The sequence below is a fragment of the Flavobacteriales bacterium genome, assembly GCA_016716605.1.
Classification (GTDB): Bacteria; Bacteroidota; Bacteroidia; order Flavobacteriales_F; family PHOS-HE28; genus PHOS-HE28.
On the sequence record JADJWA010000001.1, the window covers coordinates 2012221 to 2033774 of the forward strand.

The window sequence follows — 21554 nt, forward strand, 5'->3', positions numbered from 1 at the left end:
CGCGTCACCTGATTTCCAAGGGATGAAGCGTGGCAGTTCGGCTGCCAATCTTGCGAGCCCGACGAATGGTGGCTTCATGGGCCCTGAGTAATCCGTGTGTTGGCCGGCTATGCCGGGTTGGAGGCGGGTGGGTGGGCTGAACGGTTCGGCATAGGGCCAACGCAAAAGCCGCCTCACTGGGGTGAGACGGCTTCTGCTGGATAGCTCTGCTGGATCTAGCGCTCCACGCTCATGCGCTTGGTCACGGTCACATCGCCCGCGCGCAGGGTGTAGAGGTAGAGGCCCTCGGTGAGTTCCTGCACATTGAGTTGGCTGCGGTAGCTGCCAGCCGGGCGGTAACCCTCAGCGATGCGCTTCACCAGTTTGCCGCTCACATCGTGCAGCTCGATCACCACGCTGGCGCCTTTATCCAGGGTGTAAGGGATCACGGTGGTGTTGCGGCTGGGGTTCGGGATGTTCTGCCCCAGACCAACGCCGTCAACCGCCGTGAGCGTGCCCACGCTGGCCGTCGGGTCGAAGTTCATCTGTACCATCGGCGTGGTGGTGGTGTAGAACCAGTCCTCGCCTTGCGTGGGGCTGATGTAGTAGATGAAGGAGGTTTGCTCTTCGCTGGTGCCGCTGTTCCCGACCCGGATATTGCCGTAGCAGTGCACCGTGAGCAGGTAGTCCGTCTGGGCGTCGAGGGCAACGGGCGGGTTGAAGGTGATGTTGGTGAAATTGCTGCTTCCGTTGCCGCCGAGCATCGATTGTGCGATCACCACTTCCTCGCTGGTGGCGATGATCGGGAAGTCAGCCTGGTTCACATCGCGCAGCTCGGCGGTGATGATGGCGCCAATCTCCGAACCGGTGTTCAGAGCCACACGAGCCGAATGCAAGTCAGTGGCGTTTGCTACATAGAAAGTGTTGCCCAGGATCAGCACGCTGCCGTCGCCGGCGCCGTCCTCGAAGCTGGAGATGGCGCCCAGGTCTCGGCCGTAGAAATACTGGCTCACGCCGAAGCTGGCCATGGCGCTGTTATCGGCTGGTGTGTTATCCGGGTTGGTGGCAGAGATGCCGAAGGTGACGTCGTAGGTGCCGGCCACAGCGGGGGGCGTGAACGAAGGATTGATCCACACCTTCTGCTCGGCGGGGCAGAGCGGGAAAGAACCCAGGCTCTGATCCTGATTCAGCACCGTATTACCGCCTTGCGCCACGGTGAAGTTGGCTACAGTGCCATCCTGCGGGATAGTGCTGTTATTCAGCACCGTCATGTTCAAAGGAACAGGGCGCAGCTGGTTGAAGGGGTAAAGGGAATAGCGGAGCGAATCGTAGGTGAGGGCCAAGTCGAGGTCGAAAGCACTGGTCGACGCGCTCAACACACGGAGATCCGCATCGTACAGTTCAACGATCTGCACGTCATCCACCTGCCACTGGTAGTGGCTCGTGCCCATGTCGCCATCGTGGCGGAAGCGGAACTTCACGCTGCTGGGGTTGCCCTGGATCGCGCAGGTCAGGTTCACTTTGCGGGTCTGCGTGGGGCTCACGGCGTTCACCGCGATGTCAGCGCCTACCGCGAATCGCTCCGGCCAGGTAGCGCCGCCGTCGGTGCTCACCTCGACATAGTGCGGTGAGTTGTCGCAGCAATAACGCAAGCGCTGCTGGAATTGGAGCTCCACATAAGGCGTCGCGCTCAGGTCGAGCACGGGCGATTCCAAGCTGCCCTCCCAGTTGATGAATTGATCGGCCGGCAATGCCGTTGGGGTATTGCCCACCCAGGTACAGTTGGCGCTGTCGCTGTTGAACATCATGAAGCCATTGGCTGCCGTGGTGCTGCCGATGATCTGCGTGACCGCTGTGTATGCGCCCAGCGGGCCGGTGGTCTTCCGGCGCCAGATCGCGCCATTGGGACCGCTCACGGTCCAAGGGCCAACGCCGTTATTGCCATCAAGTCCGTTGGCGAAATCCTCGCTCCAGATCACATCACCGCCATCGCGGCTGTCGTTCTCCTGGGCAGGAATGGCTTGAATATGATCACGCGAGGGCGTCGCGGCGCGGAAATCCTTGCGGGCCTGGACGCCATTCGCCCATTGGGCCATGGCGCCGCCAGCGATCAGCAGGGCTGGGAGCAGGAGGTAACGTTTGTTCATTGTTGTGTTGGGTTTTCTGGTCCGAAGGGGCACGAAGCTAAGGACTGTCGCTCAAAGACACGATGAGCCGGGGATGCGTTGTTCAATGGTAGGCTTGATGCAGGTTGTGGTTGGTTCCGATCAGGAAGCGGCTACGTCGGTAGGGGTCAGCGGCTCAGCGCGCTACGATCAACGGAAGGGTGACCCCGGATCCATCCCCGCCGATGCGCAGCAAATAGGCTCCAGAGGGCACATCGGAAAGGTCGAAAGGGATGGTCTGGCGCCCATGGAGCCTTCCAAGGCCGAATCTCCGGATAACACGGCCAGCTGCATCGTGCAGGACCAATTCCGCTTGGACACCGGTCCGGAAATCATGCTCGAGGATGGCCGCCCCGCTCACGGGCACCGGGTAGATCCTGCTCGATGGCGTTCCAAGCCGCTCGGCAACGCCCACCCCGTACTCGCTCAGGTGCAACCTTACCATGGGCATGGCGGTGAGCCAATCGATATCGAAGTTGGGCCCCTCCATGAAGGCGGCCGCTCCAACAGGGCCATTGCCGCTGGTGAGCAATCCTACCTGACCAGTGCCTTCCAAGCGCTGGAGCCCCGCAAAAAGGTCCGCCGCGGAGAGCGCAGGCGGGGTCGGAAACGGCAGGTAAAGCGGCAGGCCTTGCGTCGCATCCGCAAGGTCCTCTGATGTAATGGCGTGCCTGAGCGTGGTGTCGATGAAGGCGAAGTTGCCATCCATCAGAATGCCCCGCACTTCCTGGCCCACCTCAGAGCCCGGGTCGAGCACCGCGCTGATGCCCTGGGCAGTGCTTCCTTCATTCACCAACTCGAATCGAACGGCGGCGATGAAGTTTGATTCGCTGCGCGCGTGTCCTTGCACCGTACCAGCATCCAACGCCATTGCTCCGTAGCCATCGTTCCAGCCCGGTCCGGTCATGGTCATCACCGCCATCCCGATGTTATCCGTTGCATCGTCTTCACCCGTGGATGAGGAAGCCGTTGCCGTGTAGGTTACCTCGCCAAGTGCATCGGGAGCCCAGTCAGTCTGTACCACGACCGTTGCGCGTTCGCCGCTGTTGATCGAATCGAGCGAGGCACTGTAAGGGCCGTGATCCACGCCATCATGCGTGGCGATCACACTGACAGCCACTCCGAAGAGCTGGGCCATGCCCACATTGTGCAGATCGACGCTCATGGCCATGGCGCGCGATTGCTCCAACGGAAGCAGGCGGTAGCCAAGGCCATTGGATCCGGGAATGAAGGGCGAAGCAGTGGCATCGCCCATGCGCGCACCGGTCACTGCGAGGTCACGATCCAAGCGCTCGCGGATGCAGATGTCGTCGATGGCGAAGCCGCTGGCCCAATTCGCGCTGTCGCTCCATTGGAAACGCAAGCGCAGATCGCTGATGCCGCCGAGCAGCGACATGGTATAGGTGAGTTGCTGCCAACCAGCGCCGGAGGGGATCATCTCGAAGAGCTGCCATTCGCCGCCGTTCGCACTGAAGTCGATGCGGGCCTCGCCGCCGCCGAGCGCACGGGTGTGATGCACGCGCAGATCGAGCGCAATTTCGAAGAGGCCGGTGAGGTCAATGCTTGGTGTGGCAAGCACGGCTGAATCGAGGTCGCAATTGCAAGGCGGGGCATCATCATTCGCCATGGCGAAGCGGTTGCCCACCGGCGCATCAGGTACCGGGAAGAAGCCGCCAGCGTTGGCATCGATTGCTGTTCCGGCTGAGAATGCCGGTACGAATTCGCCGAGGCCGGTGCCGGAGGAAGTCTGCCGTTCGACCTGATTCGTGCTCCAATCCGCAGGAATGCCCTGCTCGAAGTCCTCGCTCCAAAAGCAGGTGGATTGGCGCGATTGCGCGGATGCGGTTTGCCCGAGCACAAGAGCCGCCAAGGGCAGAAGGACCAGGCTCCGCATCAGGCTTCCACGGTCATGTACTCCTCGATCGGCGGACAGGTGCAGATGAGGTTGCGATCGCCGAAGGCATTATCTACACGGCTCACGGTGGGCCAGTATTTCCACTCGCGGTTCACCTGCGCCGGGAATGCGGCCTGCTCGCGCGAGTAGAGGTGGCTCCATTCGTTGGCGCACACTTCTTCGCTGGTGTGCGGCGCGTTCTTCAGCACGTTATCGGCCTTGTCGGCCTTGCCCTGCTCAATGGCAGCAACCTCTTGGCGGATGCTGATCATGGCTTCGATGAATCGATCCAGCTCGGCCTTGCTCTCGCTCTCGGTGGGTTCCACCATGAGCGTCTCGGCCACCGGGAAGCTCACGGTGGGCGCATGGAAGCCGTAATCCATCAGCCGCTTGGCTACATCGCTGACATCCACGCCGGCCGCGCGCTTGAAGTCGCGGCAATCGAGGATCATCTCATGCGCCACCATGCCCTGGCTGCCAACGTAGAGGATGGGGTAGTGCTTCTCCAGTTTCGCGCGGAGGTAGTTCGCGTTCAGGATGGCGTAGCGCGTGGCATCGGTGAGGCCCTCGCCGCCGAGCATCTTGATGTACCCGTAACTGATCAGCAGGATGAGCGAGCTGCCCCATGGTGCAGCGCTCACGGCAGGAACGGCTTGCTCTCCGCCGGTCTTGATCACCGGATGGCCGGGCAGGAAGGGCTTCAGCTTGTCGTTCACGCAGATGGGGCCCATCCCGGGGCCGCCTCCGCCATGCGGGATCGCGAAGGTCTTGTGCAGGTTCAGGTGGCACACATCAGCGCCGATCTCACCGGGACTTGTCAGTCCCACTTGCGCATTCATGTTGGCGCCATCCATATAGACCAGCCCGCCGTTGGCGTGAATGGTGCTCGTGATCTCCTTGATGCTCTCCTCATAAACGCCGTGCGTGCTGGGGTAGGTCACCATCAAGCAGCTCAGCGTGTCCTTGTACTGTTCGGCCTTCGTCTTCAGGTCGGCCACATCCACATGGCCTTCGCCATCGGCCTTCACCACCACCACCTGCATGCCGGCCATGACTGCACTGGCGGGATTGGTGCCGTGCGCGCTGCTGGGGATCAGCGCGATGTTGCGGTGCTTATCGCCGCGCGCCGCGTGGTAGGCGCGGATCACCAGAAGGCCGGCGTATTCGCCTTGCGCACCGCTGTTCGGTTGCAGCGATACGGCTGTGAATCCCGTGGCCTTGGCGAGCTGTTCGCTCAGCTCCGAGAAGACCTGCTGGTAGCCCTTCACCTGTTCCACTGGCGCGAAGGGGTGGATGTAGGCCCATTCAGGCCTCGTGATGGGCCAAAGGGTGGCGGCCGCATTCAGCTTCATGGTGCATGAGCCGAGCGGTATCATGCCATGAACGAGCGAGAAATCCTTGTTCTCCAAGCGCTTCATGTAGCGCATGAGATCGGTCTCGGAATGGTGCGTGTTGAAGACCGGGTGCGTGAGGAAATCGCTCTTGCGCTGCAGATCGGCGGGAACGCTTGTGCTGGCGCCATTGCCAGCGCTGACAGGCGCCTTCATGCCAGCGGCCTCGGCCAGCGCAGTGATCACGTCGCTTACATCCGTAGGGCGCACTGTTTCGTCGAGGGTGATGCTCGCGTTGCTGCCCTCGTAGCGCAGGTTGATGCCCTTCGCCTCCATCGCATCGCGCAGCTTCTTCACATCCTTCACGCCAGCGAGGGTGATGGTATCGAAGTACGAGCCGTTCGCAACGGTGTAGCCGATCGCCTTCGCCGCCTCGGCCACCGAGCGCGCATGCGCGTGGACGTTTCGGGCGATGCGCTTCAAGCCTTCGGGGCCGTGATAGACCGCGTACATGCCGGCCATCACTGCGAGCAGCGCTTGCGCCGTGCAGATGTTGCTGGTGGCCTTGTCGCGGCGGATATGCTGCTCCCGCGTTTGCAGCGCCATGCGCAGGCCCTGCTTGCCCCGGCGATCCTGGCTCACGCCGATGATGCGGCCCGGGATCAAGCGCTTGTATTCGTCGCTGCAGCAGAAGAAGGCGGCATGCGGACCGCCGTAGCCCATGGGCACGCCGAAACGCTGGCTGTTTCCCACGCACACATCGGCGCCCCACTCGCCCGGAGGCGCAAGGAGCACAAGCGATAGCAGGTCGGCGCAGACGGCCGTCTTCACGCCAGCGGCTTTCGCCTTGCTCACCAACGCGCGGTAATCATTCACGCTGCCGTCGATCGCCGGGTATTGCAGCGCGAGGCCGAAGTAGCCATCGGCGGGGTCGAGGTCCTTCGCGTCACCAACGACGAGCTCCACGCCGATGGGCGCGCATCGGGTCTTCAGCACATCGATGTTCTGCGGGTAGAGGCCCTTGTCGGCAAAGAACCTGTGCGCGTTGGCCAGCTCCTTCGGCCGCGCGGCGTAGAGCATGTGCATGGCTTCAGCGATGGCCGTGGCCTCATCCAGGAGCGATGCATTGGCGATGGGCAGTCCAGTGAGGTCGCTGGACATCGTCTGGAAATTCAACAGCGCTTCGAGGCGGCCCTGCGAGATCTCCGCTTGGTAGGGGGTGTAGGCCGTGTACCATCCGGGATTCTCCAGGATGTTGCGCAGGATGGGCTGCGGCACGATGGTGCCGTTGTAGCCCAAGCCGATGTAGCTGCGGTACTGCTTGTTGCCGCGGCCCAGGTCGCGCATGTGCTCGAGGTATTCCAGCTCGGTCATGGCCGGGCCCACGTCGAGCGCATTCTTCGCGCGGATGCCCTTGGGCACGGTGCGGTCGATGAGTTCATCCAACGATGACACGCCGATGGCCTTGAGCATGGCCGCGGTCTCTTCGGCGTTCGGTCCGATGTGGCGCTCCTGGTAGCTGACAACGTTCATGGGGGTGTGCTGAAAAGCGGGGCGAATATACCCGGAGCAGGGAGCGGCTTTCGGACCTCCCTGCCGAATGGCAGATACATTTGGCCACCCATGATGCGGCTCCTGATCCTCTCGCTGGCCGTCGCCAGCACTTCCTTGAGCCGTGCGCAGATTGAACCTTTCCGTACTGACCGGATCCTGCTCATGAACGGGCAGATCATCGAGGCGCGCGTGCTTGGGCAGAGCACCTTCGAGGTTCGCTATGAGGAGCTCGGGCGCAATGGCAAACGGAAGGAGCGCGCGGAACCGACCGAGAGCGTCTTCAGCGTGACCGACACCCTGGGCCGCGAGAAGATCTGGTACTTCCAGGACACCGTCTTCGGCAACGAGCTCTCCATTCAGGAGATGCGGTGGTTCATCAAGGGCGAGCAGGATGCCCACAGCGGCTATAAGCCGCGCTTCGCCACCTGGGGCGGCTTCCTGGTGGGCGCCGGTGCCAGCATTGCGCTGAACCTGGAGGTGAATGCGCTCTTCCTGCCGCCGATCTATGCCGGGGCCATGGCCTTGCCGCGCGTGCATGTCACCAAAGGCTCGCTCACCGACCCCTACCTCGAAGGCGAGCCGAACTATGCCTACGGCTATGCGAAGGTGGGCCGCACCAAGCGCGTGCTGCGCTCCTTGCTGAGCACAGCAGCCGGCATCGCTGTGGGCGTGAGTGTGCGGCAATTCATCATCAACCCGAACCTCGAAGGCTACGATTGACCATGGAACCCGAGATCAAGAACCCGGTGCTTCGGTTCATGGTCTATGGGCATGTGGTGCTGGCGCTGGGCGCTGCATTGCAAGTGTGGTGGATCGGTGTGGAGTGGTCCGGAGACGGTTCTTGGAGTCGAAGCGCGGCGGCCTTCTTCGCGACGTTGGCCTTTTATGGCCTCGCGCGTTTGATTCGAGCGAAGGATGATGCACTGAGTGAGGTGCCGCTTTTCGTTTGGTTCCGGAGCAATGCGAAAGCGATGGGCGCAATGGCAGTGGTGGGCGCCTTGTTGGCGCTGATCCTCTTGCTTGATGAGTTGATTGAAGCGCTCGTCCACCTGTGGCCGGTGATCCTGCCGGCGCTGCTCTATGTCACCCCGCTTCGCATGGGTGGCCGGGCCATCGGCCTGCGCTCCGTGCCCGGCTTGAAATCCTTGGTCGTGGCCTGGGTGTGGGCGGCGGGCACGGTGCTGCTGGCCTCCTCCAGCCACAAGTTCAACTTGGAGCCGATCCTCATCCCGGTTTTCATCGGTTTCTATTGGGCCATCGCCATCGCCTTCGATTGCCGCGATGCGGCAGTTGATTACCCCAGCCTTCGCACACTGCCGCAGCTGCTCGGGCCCCGCACTGCGCGAGTGCTCGCTCTGATGTTGCTGATGCCGCTGACGATGATGCTCTTGGTGAGCCTGTCATTTTCCGGTTACCCACACCCCATCGATGCACGGCCCGAAACGGATTGGTCCTTGGTGCTTCCGCTCATCGGCCTTGTTATGCCTGGCTTCCTGATCATGCGGTCGACGACCTCGCGTCATTGGTCCCATTGGCTCCTGTTGGATGCTTCCATCGCACTCATCCCCCTGCTGGCCCTGCTTGGAGGCACGCTCTGACGCGCATCAGCAGCCGCGCACCCTCGGATCCTAATTTGGCAGCCTGCATGAACGATTTCCAGAACACGCTCGAATTCGCCCGCGCGCAGGACGCTTCCGATCCGCTGCGCGCCTTCCGCGATGAGTTCCACTTCCCGCTGAAGGATGGCCAGCCCGTCATCTACTTCACCGGCAACTCGCTCGGGTTGCAGCCCAAAGGCGCGGCCGGCTCGCTGAAGCAAGAGCTTGATGATTGGGCCATTTTCGGCGTTGAGGGCCACATGAAGGCCAAGCACCCGTGGTACAGCTACCACGAGGAACTCACAGCGATGACGGCGCGTCTTGTCGGCGCGAAGGAGAGCGAAGTGGTGGTGATGAACCAGCTCACCAGCAACCTGCACTTCCTCTTGGTGAGCTTCTACCAGCCTAAAGGGAGCCGGAAGAAGATCCTCACCGAGCAGCGCCCGTTCCCGAGCGACACGTACGCCTTCGCATCACAGATTGCTTTTCACGGCGGTGATCCCGATACCGACCTGATCGAAGTGCAGCCGCGTGCCGGTGAATACACGGTGCGCTCCGAGGACATCATCGCGCGCATCAATGAGTTGGGCGATGAACTCGCGCTCGTTTGCTTCGGTGGCGTCAACTTCTACACAGGACAAGCATTCGATATGGCGGCGATCGCAAAGGCCGCTCACGCTGTTGGCGCATACGCTGGATACGACCTCGCGCACGCAGCCGGCAATCTGCATCTGAAGCTGAATGAGTGGAACGTTGACTTCGCCGCATGGTGCACCTACAAGTACCTGAACAGTGGTCCGGGAAGCGTTGGTGGCGCGTTCGTGCATGAAATGCATCACGGCAAAGGCCTCCCGATGTTCGCCGGTTGGTGGGGCCACGACAAGCACGAGCGGTTCAAGATGGAGCGCACCTTCAAGCCCATGAATACCGCTGAGGCGTGGCAGGTGAGCAATGCGCCGGTCTTCAGCATGGCGGTGCATCGCACGGCGCTGGAGCAATTCGATCGCGCGGGCATCGTGAACCTGCGGATGAAGAGCGAACGGCTCACCGGCTACTTGGCGTTCGTGATCGGCGAAGCCGCGAGGAGCGCTGGCGCGCATCTGGAGATCATCACCCCGAGCGATATCGCGCAGCGCGGCTGCCAATTGAGCATCGTGGCGCACGGCAAGGGGAAGGACCTGTTCCACGCCATCAGCGCGAAGGGCGTGGTGGCCGATTGGCGCGAGCCCAATGTCATTCGAGTCGCACCGGTGCCGATGTACAATTCGTTCGAGGACGTGTGGCGGTTCGGACAGATCCTCAAAGCGGCGCTTTCATGAAGAACATCACCATCGTCGGCGGAGGATTGGTCGGCAGCCTCCTGGCCGTGTTCCTGGCCAAGCGCGGGCACAAGGTCAACGTGTTCGAGCGGAGGGCCGATCCGCGCAAGAGCAACGTGTATGCGGGTCGAAGCATCAACCTGGTGGTGAGCCACCGCGGATGGACCGCGTTGAAGGCCGCCGGTGTGCATGGGGCCGTTGAGCGCATCGTGGTGCCCGTGCATGCCCGCATGACGCACGACCACGACGGCAAGCTCACGCGACTGCCCTACAGCATCGACGAGCGCGCCATCCACAGCGTGAGCCGCGGCGAGTTGAACAAGGTGATGCTCAGCGAAGCGGAGAGATTCCCCAACGTGAAGCTCCATTTCGAGCACCGCTGCACCAGCGTGAATCTCGAGACGGGCACCTGCACCTTCCACAACGAGGCCACGGGCGAAGCGAGCGCTGTGTCTGCTGATGTGGTCTTCGGTAGCGATGGCGCGCCCAGCGCGGTGCGACAGGAATTCATGAAGCACCGCTTCACCTTCAGCCAGACCTACATCGAGCACGATTACAAGGAGATCGCCTTCGCGCCGAATGCGGATGGCACGCCGCGCATGGATCCGCATTGCCTGCACATCTGGCCGCGCCGCTGGTTCATGATGATGGGCCTCGCCAACACCGACGGCGGATTCACGGGGACGCTCTTCATGCCGCACGAGGGCGAATACTCCTTCGACCGCATCAAGGGCGAGGACGACCTGAAGCGCTTCTTCGAGGAACACTTCCGCGATGCCATCCCCATGCTGCCCGATCTCGCCGAGCAGTACTTCCGCAACCCGCAGAGCAACCTGGCCATCATCCGCTGCTCGCCATGGACATACAAGGACAAGGTGGCGCTGATCGGCGATGCCGCGCACGCCATCGTGCCCTTCTATGGCGAAGGCATGAACGCGGGCTACGAGGATTGCAAGGTGCTCAACGACCTGCTCAACCAGCACGGCGACGACAACTGGGGGACCGTTCTCGACGCTTACCACAAGGCTCGCAAGCCCAACGGCGACGCCATCGCGGACCTCTCGCTGCGCAATTTCGTGGAGATGCGCGACCTGGTCGCCGACCCGAAGTTCATCTTGCGCAAGAAGATCGAAGGCCACCTGCAAGCGAAGCATCCGGACAAGTGGCTCCCGCTCTACAGCCAGGTGAAGTTCAGCGACATCGGCTACAAGACAGCATGGGATGAAGGCCTACGACATGATCGCATCATGGAGCAGGTGCTGGCGATGCCGGGCATCGAGGAGAAATGGGAGAGCGAGGAGGTGGAGAAAGTGGCGTTGGGGTTGTTTGAGTTCAAGGCCTGACCTTGGTATCATGAATTGGATTCACGGTCTATCGCTGGTGGTGGCGCTCTTTGTTGGGGCGATACTACTCTTGATGGTGCGCGATACTGAAGTGCAAAAGCGCATGTTCCGGAGGTATGTGAAGCAGTTGGAAAGTGAAGGAAGCATCAGCAAGCGAGTGACTTGGGGAGAGATGAAGTACGGTTTTTTTCATTCTCCCAGCGTGGTTCTACCGCTTTCCCGACCCGGCGACTAGGCCGGACGTGTATTCATACGCGGAGCTTCGGGAAATCCGGGAAAACGTCGCGCGAAACTGGAAGGTCATTGCCTGGCTTGCGCCTGCTTTCCTCGTGCTTGTCTGCATCGCCTTCTGGCCGGTGATGCGCCTTATCTGAGTTCCTATTTGCGCGTCCATACATTTGGACAACCTAGGTTGCCATGACCACCGCCGCGCTCAAGATGAAGATCAAGGCTTTGATCGATAAGGAGCAAGATGCATGCAAACTGGAGCTGGCATATCGGATACTGACGGAGGATGCGACTGTTGTATCCGAGCCCGTTGCTGCTTATGGCAAACCGGTTGCAGCAAAGGCTAAGTCAGCGGGTGCCGCTTCAACGGCGAGCAGCATGCGTGATGCAGTGGCAGTTTCCGAGCGTGAGTTCGCCGCTGGCAAGGGTATTCCATTGAGCCGGTTCGAGAAGCAGATGGATTCCGCGCTGGATGAGTTGTTCCCAGTCACGAACAAGAAGGCTAAAGCGCGTTCCAAGCGAGCACCAATCGCCGACACGAAGCGCGCGCAGAAATGAAGGTGATCGTTTCGCCGGAGGCGATGCGGCGCTTCCGCGAGTCGCTGTCGATCTATCGGACATACATGACGCGCCGTGAAGTTGCCAAGCGTGTCGCAGAAGTGAAGACAATTCTTCGATACATCGGCGATCACCCTGGCTACGGCGCCTATGAGGATCTCCTCGCGATTCCAGAGGATGGCATTCGATACAGAAGAGCGATTGCGGGGAAGTTCAAGGTCATCTATCGGGTGGTACGTGGAACGATTCAGGTCTCGGACATTTTCGATGCGTGACAGCATCCTCGGCGCATGAAAGGATGATCCCCACACCCCCGCGTTCACACTTTCGCGCCTCTTAGCGCGTTCTTCCGCAGCGCACCGTGCCACCTTCGTCCATGCTTCGCATCGCGCTCCTCATCCTGCTATCACAGGCCACTGTGCTGGAGCTGCTCGCCCAGCCCATGAGCCGCCGCCGCCCGGACCTCATCCCGCTCAATGGGCAGGCCAAGCGCATCGGCTGGTTCGTGGGGCCGGGCATCACCTACACGCTGCCTCGCTTCAAGAACACAGAGGAGGAGGTCTTCCGGGATGACAGCCTCCGCTACATGGCCACCTACGATCCGAGCGGCAAGCTGGGCCTCTACCTCGAAGCAGGCGCCACGTGGTACACGCGCGATCCGGTGATCATCGACTACCTCGACCTCGGTGTGGCCTACAAGAATCTCCGGGGCGCTGAATCGTACACCGGCACGCTGCTTCGCGGCGATACCATCGCACCGTTGGCTGGTGAAGGCTATTTCGCGGAGCGATTGCTCACCCTTGCCTTCAACGCCAACAAGTTCTTCCCCACGGGCGATTACCAGTTCGTTCAGTTGAGCCTTGGCGCGAATGCCGACTTGCGCTTGGGCAGCGAGTATTCCCACACCGGCGACCCCTTCCTCAACAAGCACGCCTTCCCGCCCGATGTGATCGCTCAAGCGCATGTGAAGCTGGGCTATGGCTTCAAGGTCACCGGCCGCATGCTCGTGATCCCCGCCATAGAGACGCCCTTCTTCAGTGTGGTGCCGCAGGATCAGGGCTTCGGCCAGTTGCAATGGTTCAGCAGCCGGTACCGCCCGCTCATCCTCAGCGTGCGCTTCCTCTTCCTGCGCGCCCGCAACGGTTTCGATTGCCCGCCGCCCATCAAGCACAACGAGCTCGAGCGCGGACGGAAGGTGTACAAGCCGGACAGCTACCACCCCTAGTATTAGTGGCAAGCCTTGGGTTCGCGAGCGACAAGTTGGAACTCGCCGCCACTTCTCGTTCAGCGCAAGAATGGATTCATCCTCCGCTCCCTGCCGATCGTGGTGTCCGGACCATGCCCGCAATGCACCACCACATCGTCGCCTAAAGGGAAGAGCTGTTCCTTGATGCTGCGGATGAGTGTTTCGTAGTCGCCGCCGGGAAGGTCGGTTCGTCCGATGCTGCCTTGGAAGAGCGCATCGCCAGCGACCACGAAGCGCTCGGCCTCGGAGAACAGGGCGATGTGACCCGGCGCGTGACCCGGCACGAAGAGCACGCGCAGTTCATCGGTACCGATGCGGACGATGTCTCCTTCGGCGATGAAGCGCTCAGGCTCCGGTGAGGCCTGGCAGGCCACGCCGTATAGCTGGCCCTGGCGGGGGGCGAGCCGAAGCAATTCAAGGTCGGCCATGTGAAGTTCGGGCAGCAGTCCGAAGCGGTCATGCGCCCATGCGCAGCCTAGCACGTGGTCGATGTGCGCGTGGGTGAGGATCAGGCGCTCGGGGGTGAGTTTGTTCACGGAGAGCCAATCATTCAGCTCCCGCTCCTCGGCTGTATTCCAGCAACCGGGGTCGATGAGGATGGCTCGCTCCCCATCGTGGATCACGTAGCTGTTCTCTTGGAATGGATTGAAAGTGAACGACTGGACTTTGAGCATTGGTAGAAAGGGCGATTGCGCGGGAGCGCGGCCACAAGGAGCGGACGGGCCGAGGCTTGCAAAGGTGCTACCTTCAGCCGCCCGTTCGATCATCGTGCGAAACGTCATCGCCATCCTCCTTTTGTCCGTGCTGCCGACCGGCGCGCGCGCTCAATTCTATCAGGGCACGCAGCAGGAGTATGGCAAGAACCGGGTGCAGTTCCAGGAGTTCTTCTGGCAGCAATACCGCTTCCAGAACATGGAGGTGTACTTCTACACCGATGGGCGGGACATCGCGCGCTTCACCGCGCAGGCCGCTCAGCGCCATCTGGCGGAGCTTCAGAACGCCTTCGACTTCGCGATCGACGAGCGCCTTCAATTCATCGTGTACAACTCGCTCACTGATTTCCGTCAGAGCAACATCGGGCTCGAAGGCATGACCGACCAGACCAACATCGGCGGCCTCACGCGCATCGTGGGCACCAAGATCTTCGTGTACTTCGAGGGGGATCATTCGCTGCTCGACCAGCAGATCCGCTCCGGCATTGCGCACGTGATCATCGATCAGATGATGTTCGGCGGCAACTGGCGCGAGATCCTGCGAAGCAGCACCTTCCTCTCCCTGCCCGACTGGTACACGCAAGGCATCATCAGCTACCACGGCCGCCGTTGGGATGCGGCCACCGCCAACCGCGTGCGCGATGCCGTGATGAGCGGGCGCTACGACAAGTTCAACCGGCTCGAGGGCGAGGATGCCCGCATGGCCGGGCACATGCTCTGGCGCTATGTGGCCGAGGTGTATGGCCCAGCGGTGATCCCCAACATCCTGTACATGACCCGCGTGAGCCGCAACGCCGAGAGCGGGTTCCTTTATGTGCTGGGGGTCTCGCTAAAGACCTTGATCTCCGAATGCCTCGAGCATTACCGCAGCCGCTTCGGTGAGGAGGACCGCTACCGGCAGGAGTACAGCTTGGAGCAGATTCCCATCAGGACCAAGCGCCAACGCCATTACGCGCAGCTCCAGCAGAGCCCGGATGGCCGTTGGCTGGCATGGACCAGCAATGAGATGGGCCAGTACAAGGTGTGGTTGCGCGAGATCGCCACAGGCAAGACTAGCCGCATCATCAAGGGCGAGAAGAAGATCGACCGGATCATCGATCGAAGCTACCCGGTGCTGGCCTGGCACCCCAGCAGCAAGGCCCTCAGCTACGTGGTGGAGCGCAAGGGCGAATTGCGCTTCCGCACCTACACCCTCGACGATCGCAAGACCTCCGAGCGCGACATGCTCCTGCTGGAGAAAGTGCTGAGCATGGACTACGCCCCTGATGGCCGCACCATGGTGCTCAGCGGCGTGCGCGCCGGCCGAACCGACCTCTACTTGTTCAACGTGCTGGCCAACCGCAGCGATCCCCTCACCGATGATCCCTGGGATGACCTCGAGCCGCGCTTCGTGGATGGCGGGCGCCGCGTGATCTTCAGCAGCGACCGCACCGACGACACCTTGCGCGTGATGAAGGACATCGTGGCGAAGCGCGGCCACAAGGACCTCTTCCTCCTGGACATGGAGCGCCGTTGGTCCGTGCTCACCCGGCTCACCGCTACGCCAGGCATCAGCGAATCGCAGCCCTTCCAGCTGGACAGCACGGGCTACACCTACCTGAGCGATGAAGACGGCGTGGCCAACCGCTTCCGCGTGCGTTACGACAGCACCATCAGCCATATCGACACCACGATCCACTACCGCTACTTCACGGTGGAGGAACGGCTCACCGACCTGAAGCGCGGCCTGCTCGAGCAATTTGTCCGCAGTGACCGAGGCCGCCTCACCGCGCTCCAGCTCAGCGGCGGCAAATACAGGTTCTACCAGGGCCGCGTGAACGAGAGCGGCCGCATGAGCGCCTTCGGACTGCCGATCGACACCGCAGCCGCGCAGCGCCGCGGCACGTCCCAAGCGCTCGCCGACGAGCAAGGCGCGGTGGTGAAGGTGAAGCCGCAGCATCCGCGTGGCGAGGGCGAAGGAGGCTTCGATGTGAGGCGCTATGTCTTCAGCGATGAGGTTCCCGGGGCCCAGGCACCGAACATGCCGCAGGCGCAATCAAAGCCGAGGCCCGCGGAAGCGCAACCTGACAGCGCCCAGAAGGCCTTCGCTTATCCCGAGCAGCGGAATTACAACCTCAACTTCACCATCGACCGCGTGGTCACGCAGGTGGACAACAGCTACAGCAACCAGTTCTACCAGCCCTTCACCGGCCAGGCCGGCATCAATCCCGGGCTTAGCGGGCTCACGCGCATGGCCGCGCACGACCTCTTCGAGGACCACCGCGTGGTGGGGGGCTTCCGGCTCGCGCTCGACCTGAACAACAACGACTACCTGCTCGCCTACGAGAACCTCAAGCACCGCCTCGACAAGCGCATCTCCTTCCAGCGCCAGGCCTTCCAGGGCCTGAATCGCGACGGCATCGTGAAGGTGCATTCGCATAACGTGCGCTACCAGCTGAGCTGGCCCTTCAGCGAGCTCGCCAGCGTGCGCGCCTCGATCATGTACCGCCACGACCGCTTCGTGCAGCAGAGCATCGACCCGCTCAGCCTCGCAACACCCAACGAAGTGGACCACATGGCCGGCGCCAAGCTCGAATGGATCTACGACAGCTCCATGCCGCGCGGACTCAACCTCTGGACCGGTTGGAAGCTGAAGGTCTTCGGTGAATACTACCAGCACCCCGAGCGCAAGGGCGACATGCAGGTGCTGGGCACCGATCTGCGCCACTCCATGCGATTGCACCGCGATTTGATCTGGGTCTCCCGCATCGCCGGGGCCTCATCGCTGGGCAGCCGCCGCATCCTGCACTTCCTCGGCGGCGTGGACAACTGGATGTTCGCGCGCTTCGACCCCAGCATCCCCATCGACTTCACGCAGAACTACCAGTACCAGACGCTGAGCACCCCCATGCGCGGCTTCTTCTACAATGCGCGCAACGGCACCAGCTTCGCCGTGATCAACAACGAAGCGCGCGTGCCCATCTTCCGCTACCTGCTCAACCGTCCCATCCGCTCCGATTTCATCAACCACATGCAGGTGGCGGTCTTCAGCGATATCGGCTCGGCTTGGACCGGCAGCGACCCCTACGCCGAGGACAACAGCTTCAATCGCCTCGTTATCCAGCGCAATCCGCTCACCATCACGCTCAACAGCACCCGCGAGCCCATCCTCGCCAGCTACGGCTTCGGCCTGCGGACGCGGCTGCTCGGCTACTTCGTGCGCGCCGATTGGGCCTGGGGCATCGATGATGGCGTTCGACTGCCTCGCGTGTTCCACTTCTCCCTCAGCCTCGACATCTGATGCAGCTCGACGCGCAGACCATCGGCCTGCTCATCATCGTCGGCCTGCTTGCGGGCATCCTAAGCGGCTTCGTGGGCGTGGGAGGCGGCATAATCATGGTGCCGGCGCTCATCTGGCTCCTGCATTACGATCAGCACCAGGCCCAAGGCACCAGCCTCGCGGTGCTCATGCTGCCCGTGGTGTTCCTGGCTGTGCGCAACTACTGGAAGGAAGGCATGATCGACTGGAAGGTGGTGGGCATCATCGCTGCGGCCTTCGTCGCAGGCGGCTATTTCGGCAGCAAGGGCGCACTGTCGCTGCCAGCCGATACCGTGAAGCGCGTCTTCGGCGTGGTGATGCTCTTCGTGGCCATCAAGCTCATCCTCGGCAAGTGATGCCCGACATCGATAAGGCCATCGCCGCATTGCATGCGGACATGATCGCCTGGCGCCGGCACCTGCACCAGCATCCGGAGCTCTCGTTCCAAGAACACGGCACGGCGGCCTTCGTGGCCGAGGTGCTAAAGGCGGAGGGCATGGAAGTGCGCGCGGGGGTTGCCAAGCTCTCGCCTGATGCGAAGGGAACAGGCTTGATTGCCGTTGTGCGCGGAGAAAAGTCTGCGAGCAATCGTTGCATCGCCTTGCGCGCCGATCTGGATGCGCTGCCGATCACTGAGCTGGGCAAACCCGATTACTGCTCGTTGAATCCGGGCGTGATGCATGCTTGCGGCCATGATGCGCACACCGCCATGGTGCTCGGCGCGGGCATCGCATTGCACCGGATGCGGAGCGAATGGAGCGGAAACGTGATGCTCGTGTTCCAGCCGGGCGAGGAAAAGGAGCCGGGTGGCGCTTCGCTCCTGGTGAAGGAAGGCGTGCTCATCGATCCGAAGCCGCAAGGCATCATCGGGCAGCACGTCACGCCCGAATTGCCCGTGGGCAAGGTCGGCTTCCGCAGTGGTCCTTTCATGGCCGCTGCCGATGAGCTTTACCTCAACGTGAAGGGCCGGGGAGGGCACGCCGCGCAGCGCGACAAGCTCGTGGATCCGATCCTCATCACAGCTGCATTGCTGCCAAGGCTCTACGAGGAGGCCCGTTCCATCGTGCCCAAAGGCGAGCCCATGGTGATCAGCTTCGGCAAGCTGATCGCGGACGGCGCGACGAACATCGTTCCGGATACCGTGAGGATCGACGGGACCTTGCGCACGTTCAACGAGGATCTGCGCGCGCGCCTGCACCAGTTGCTGCCGCGCGTGGCGAGCGAAGTGGCGCACTGCATGAACGGCGAATGCGAATTCCGGCTGGTGAAGGGATCACCCGTGGTGAAGAACGATCCCGAGCTCACCGCTCGGATGCGTAGCGTGGCCGTTGGCCTCGTTGGCGCGGAGAATGTCGTTGACATGGACATCCGCATGGGCGCTGAGGACTTCGCCTACTACACGCATGTGATGCCCGGCTGCTTCTTCCGGTTGGGCACCGGCAACCCCGCGAAGCCCGGCACACAGAGCGGCCTGCACACGGCGGCTTTCGATGTGGATGAAGATGCGCTGGTAATAGGGGCGGGTATGATGGCGTTGGGGGCGCTGGCGGAACTGCGGGACTGAGCCCTACCCCACGATGATGTCCTCTACCACGACCACCGGACTTGCGTTCCGCAGCTGAACCATGAGTTCCACGGTGCTTCCGGAGCGACCACCCTTGGTCCATAGGTCCAGGCTGAGCTCGTAGGCATCGGGCACGTTGCGCACGGCTCGCGGCCTGAGCTCACGCCAGACGTTCTCCGCGGGCATCACGAGAGAAGCGCCGATGTCGTCCACCGCGCCTTCGATGTCGCCGCCACTGAGGCCAGCGCCGCCCGAAGCCTCCTCCAATTCATCGAATCGCCGCTCAACGAGCAGCTTCATCACATGCTTGGCAACGAGGCCGAGTTCATCAGGGCTCATGTTTGCATCGCTTGAGCTCGTTTGGCCTTCAACCTGCGACCCCCAACCTGCCCTGCACTCAAAAGATCATTGCGAACGGAGCGAAGCATAAAGCTCCCTCAATTGGCCACCTCGCTCATGAACTTCAGGCGCATCATGCGCAGCTCCTCCTCACTGTAGTCGCCCTCGAACTCCTGGTGGGCGGCTTCGATGTCGTCCGTCTCGGCGTTGCGGAAGTAGTCCATGATGTCCTGCTGCGAGTCGGCCTCGAGGATGTCGTTGAGCTGGTAGTTGATGTCGAGCCTGGTGCCGCTCATCACGATGCTCTCAAGCTCGGTGAGGAAAGCGGGCATGCTCAGGTTCTTGCTGCGTGCGATGGATTCGAGCGGGATGCGCTTATCGATGTTCTGGATGATATGCACCTTATTCATGCTCTTGTTCACCACGTTCCGCACGGTAACCTCGGCCTCGCGTTCGATGTCGTTCTCGTCAACGTACTTGGCGATCAGGTCCACGAAGGGCTTCCCGAATTTCTGCGCCTTGCCGGGCCCTACGCCGGTGATCTGCGTGAGCTCATCGATGGTGATCGGATAGCGCATGGTCATCTCCTCCAGTGAGGGGTCCTGGAAGAGCACCCAGGGCTGCAGCTTCAACTTGTGCGCCTGCTGCTTGCGCAGGTCCTTGAGCATGGCCATGAGCTTCTCATCGGCCGCAGCGCCCGCGCGCACGATCGGTTCGTCGTCCACGCCGCCCTCGAAGTCGCTGTAGTCGCGCTCCTTCACGAACTTGATGGAGACGGGCTTGGCCATGAACTTCTTGCCGGTCTCGGTGAGGCTCAGATTGCCGTAGGTCTCGATGTCCTTGTGCAGGAAGCCGCCCACCACGGCTTGGCGCACGATGGCCATCCAGTAGTGGTTGTCCTTGCCTTCGCCCTCACCTTCGCCATAGACCTTGAGCTTATCGCCTTTGTAGTTCTTGATCTCACTGGTCTCGGTGCCGGTGAGCAGGTCGCAGATGAACTTGGAGCGGTGGCGCTCTTTGCTCTCCTTCACGGCGCGCAGCACCAGGGCCAGGTCGTCCTTGGCCTCGAACTGCTCGCGCGGGTTCAGGCAGTTGTCGCAGCTCTTGCAGTTGTCCTTGTCATACACTTCGCCGAAGTAGTAGAGAAGGAACCGGCGGCGGCACATGCTGGTCTCGGCGAAGCTCACGGTATCGGCCAGCAGCTGGCGCCCGATCTCCTGTTCGGCCACGGGCTTGCCCTGCAGGAACTTCTCGAGCTTCTCGATGTCCTTGTAGCTGTAGAAGGCCACGCACTTGCCTTCGCCGCCATCGCGTCCGGCGCGACCGGTCTCCTGGTAATAGCTCTCGAGGCTCTTGGGGATGTCGTGGTGGATCACGAAGCGCACATCGGGCTTGTCGATGCCCATGCCGAAGGCAATGGTGGCCACGATCACGTCCACATCCTCCATGAGGAACTGGTCCTGATGGCTGGCGCGCTGGCTGGCGTCCATGCCGGCGTGGTAGGGAAGAGCCTTGATGCCGTTGACGTTGAGCATCTGGGCGGTCTCTTCCACCTTCTTGCGGCTGAGGCAATAGACGATGCCGCTCTTGCCGGCGTTCTGCTTGATGAAGCGGATGATCTCACGCTGCACGTCCTTCTTGGGGCGGATCTCGTAGTTGAGGTTGGGCCGGTTGAAGCTGGCCTTGTACACCACGGCATCGGGGATATCGAGGTTCTTCAGGATGTCTTCCTGCACCTTCTCGGTGGCCGTGGCGGTGAGGGCGATGACTGGAACTCCTTGGATTTCGTTGAAGATGGTCCGCAGTCGGCGGTACTCCGGCCGGAAGTCGTGGCCCCATTCGCTGATGCAGTGCGCTTCGTCGATGGCGAAGAAGCTGATCTTGATGTCGCGCAGGAACTCCGTGTTCTCCTTCTTGGTGAGGCTCTCCGGCGCCACGTACAGGATCTTGGTGCGCCCGGCGGCGATGTCCTCGCGCACGCGCAGGGCCTCGTTCCGGGTGAGGGAGCTGTTGAGGAAATGCGCTACGCCCTCCTGGTCGCTGAAGCCGCGAAGGGCATCTACTTGATTCTTCATCAGGGCGATCAGCGGGCTCACCACGATGGCGGTCCCTTCCATCATGATGGCGGGAAGCTGGTAGCAGAGGCTCTTGCCTCCACCAGTGGGCATGATCACGAAGGTGTTGCGCCCATCGAGGACGCTTTGGACGACGGCCTCTTGCTCGCCTTTGAACTTCTTGAAGCCGAAGAACTGCTCGAGCGCCGCTTTGGGCGTCAGGTCGATGTTGATCATCATGAATAGTGCGGCCGGTGCCTCGACCGCGTTATTTTGAACGCTCGAATGTACAGCGGCCGCATCATTCAACAATCCATGCCATCCCAACGTTCGTTAAGCACGTGCGTCCGATCCGCGCGTTGATAATTGGC

General features: G+C 61.8%; 17 protein-coding genes. 11 read left to right on the forward strand and 6 right to left on the reverse strand.

Translation table 11 applies throughout. The annotated features are described in order from the left end of the window. Window positions 1–215: 215 nt before the first annotated feature. The 3 genes from IPM12_08100 to gcvP all read right to left on the reverse strand — a co-directional run bounded on the left by IPM12_08100 (window position 216) and on the right by gcvP (window position 6902). Entirely contained in the window at window positions 216–2126 is a 1911-nt protein-coding gene (locus tag IPM12_08100) for a T9SS type A sorting domain-containing protein (GenBank protein ID MBK9147764.1), read from the reverse strand. A 154-nt stretch (window positions 2127–2280) separates the two neighbouring features. After that, window positions 2281–4038 carry a hypothetical protein gene (locus IPM12_08105; GenBank protein MBK9147765.1) on the reverse strand — a complete coding sequence of 586 codons (1758 nt, stop codon included), beginning with the start codon at window positions 4036–4038 and terminating at the stop codon, window positions 2281–2283. Beyond that, window positions 4038–6902 (reverse strand): aminomethyl-transferring glycine dehydrogenase, encoded by a 2865-nt coding sequence (gcvP, locus tag IPM12_08110; protein ID MBK9147766.1) that lies wholly within the window; start codon window positions 6900–6902, stop codon window positions 4038–4040. The genes IPM12_08105 and gcvP overlap by 1 nt, the downstream gene beginning before the upstream one ends. 90 nt (window positions 6903–6992) lie before the next feature. Here gcvP and IPM12_08115 point away from each other — a divergent pair, with 90 nt between their 5' ends. The 8 genes from IPM12_08115 (at window position 6993) to IPM12_08150 (ending at window position 13194) form a co-directional block, all read left to right on the forward strand. Then, on the forward strand, window positions 6993–7643 hold the full coding sequence (locus tag IPM12_08115; protein ID MBK9147767.1) for a hypothetical protein: 651 nt from the start codon (window positions 6993–6995) through the stop codon (window positions 7641–7643). A gap of 2 nt (window positions 7644–7645) precedes the next feature. Further along, window positions 7646–8521: a hypothetical protein gene (locus IPM12_08120; protein MBK9147768.1), complete on the forward strand. Its 876-nt coding sequence runs from the start codon at window positions 7646–7648 to the stop codon at window positions 8519–8521. Window positions 8522–8568: 47 nt separating this feature from the next. Then, the gene (gene kynU / locus IPM12_08125) at window positions 8569–9840 is read left to right on the forward strand and encodes a kynureninase (protein ID MBK9147769.1); all 1272 of its coding nucleotides are present in this window, start codon (window positions 8569–8571) and stop codon (window positions 9838–9840) included. After that, window positions 9837–11183 carry an FAD-dependent monooxygenase gene (locus IPM12_08130; GenBank protein ID MBK9147770.1) on the forward strand — a complete coding sequence of 449 codons (1347 nt, stop codon included), beginning with the start codon at window positions 9837–9839 and terminating at the stop codon, window positions 11181–11183. Before kynU ends, IPM12_08130 begins: the two co-directional genes overlap by 4 nt. A 10-nt stretch (window positions 11184–11193) precedes the next feature. Beyond that, window positions 11194–11418 carry a hypothetical protein gene (locus IPM12_08135; protein ID MBK9147771.1) on the forward strand — a complete coding sequence of 75 codons (225 nt, stop codon included), beginning with the start codon at window positions 11194–11196 and terminating at the stop codon, window positions 11416–11418. A gap of 182 nt (window positions 11419–11600) precedes the next feature. After that, a complete protein-coding gene (locus IPM12_08140; GenBank protein MBK9147772.1) occupies window positions 11601–11969 on the forward strand; it encodes a hypothetical protein in 369 nt (122 codons plus the stop codon). After that, complete coding sequence (locus IPM12_08145; protein ID MBK9147773.1) at window positions 11966–12244, forward strand: hypothetical protein; 279 nt, start codon at window positions 11966–11968, stop codon at window positions 12242–12244. The genes IPM12_08140 and IPM12_08145 overlap by 4 nt, the downstream gene beginning before the upstream one ends. A 101-nt stretch (window positions 12245–12345) precedes the next feature. Then, window positions 12346–13194, forward strand: coding sequence for a hypothetical protein (locus IPM12_08150; protein MBK9147774.1), 849 nt, complete (start codon window positions 12346–12348; stop codon window positions 13192–13194). Between the two features lie 59 nt (window positions 13195–13253). Here the strand turns inward: IPM12_08150 and IPM12_08155 are convergent, their stop codons facing one another. Further along, window positions 13254–13889: an MBL fold metallo-hydrolase gene (locus tag IPM12_08155; GenBank protein ID MBK9147775.1), complete on the reverse strand. Its 636-nt coding sequence runs from the start codon at window positions 13887–13889 to the stop codon at window positions 13254–13256. A gap of 94 nt (window positions 13890–13983) precedes the next feature. On the opposite strand from IPM12_08155, the gene IPM12_08160 reads away from it, so the two are divergent. The 3 genes from IPM12_08160 to IPM12_08170 are packed head-to-tail and all read left to right on the forward strand — an operon-like array spanning window position 13984 to window position 18790. Then, window positions 13984–17208, forward strand: coding sequence for a PD40 domain-containing protein (locus IPM12_08160; GenBank protein MBK9147776.1), 3225 nt, complete (start codon window positions 13984–13986; stop codon window positions 17206–17208). Then, the gene (locus IPM12_08165) at window positions 17208–17582 is read left to right on the forward strand and encodes a sulfite exporter TauE/SafE family protein (protein ID MBK9147777.1); all 375 of its coding nucleotides are present in this window, start codon (window positions 17208–17210) and stop codon (window positions 17580–17582) included. Before IPM12_08160 ends, IPM12_08165 begins: the two co-directional genes overlap by 1 nt. Next, window positions 17582–18790, forward strand: a complete 1209-nt coding sequence (locus tag IPM12_08170; protein MBK9147778.1) for an amidohydrolase — start codon at window positions 17582–17584, stop codon at window positions 18788–18790. The genes IPM12_08165 and IPM12_08170 overlap by 1 nt, the downstream gene beginning before the upstream one ends. Window positions 18791–18793: 3 nt before the next feature. Here IPM12_08170 and IPM12_08175 read toward each other — a convergent pair whose 3' ends face one another. After that, the gene (locus IPM12_08175; protein MBK9147779.1) at window positions 18794–19129 is read right to left on the reverse strand and encodes a hypothetical protein; all 336 of its coding nucleotides are present in this window, start codon (window positions 19127–19129) and stop codon (window positions 18794–18796) included. 98 nt (window positions 19130–19227) lie between these two features. Then, on the reverse strand, window positions 19228–21420 hold the full coding sequence (recQ, locus tag IPM12_08180; protein MBK9147780.1) for a DNA helicase RecQ: 2193 nt from the start codon (window positions 21418–21420) through the stop codon (window positions 19228–19230). Between the last annotated feature and the right edge of the window lie 134 nt (window positions 21421–21554).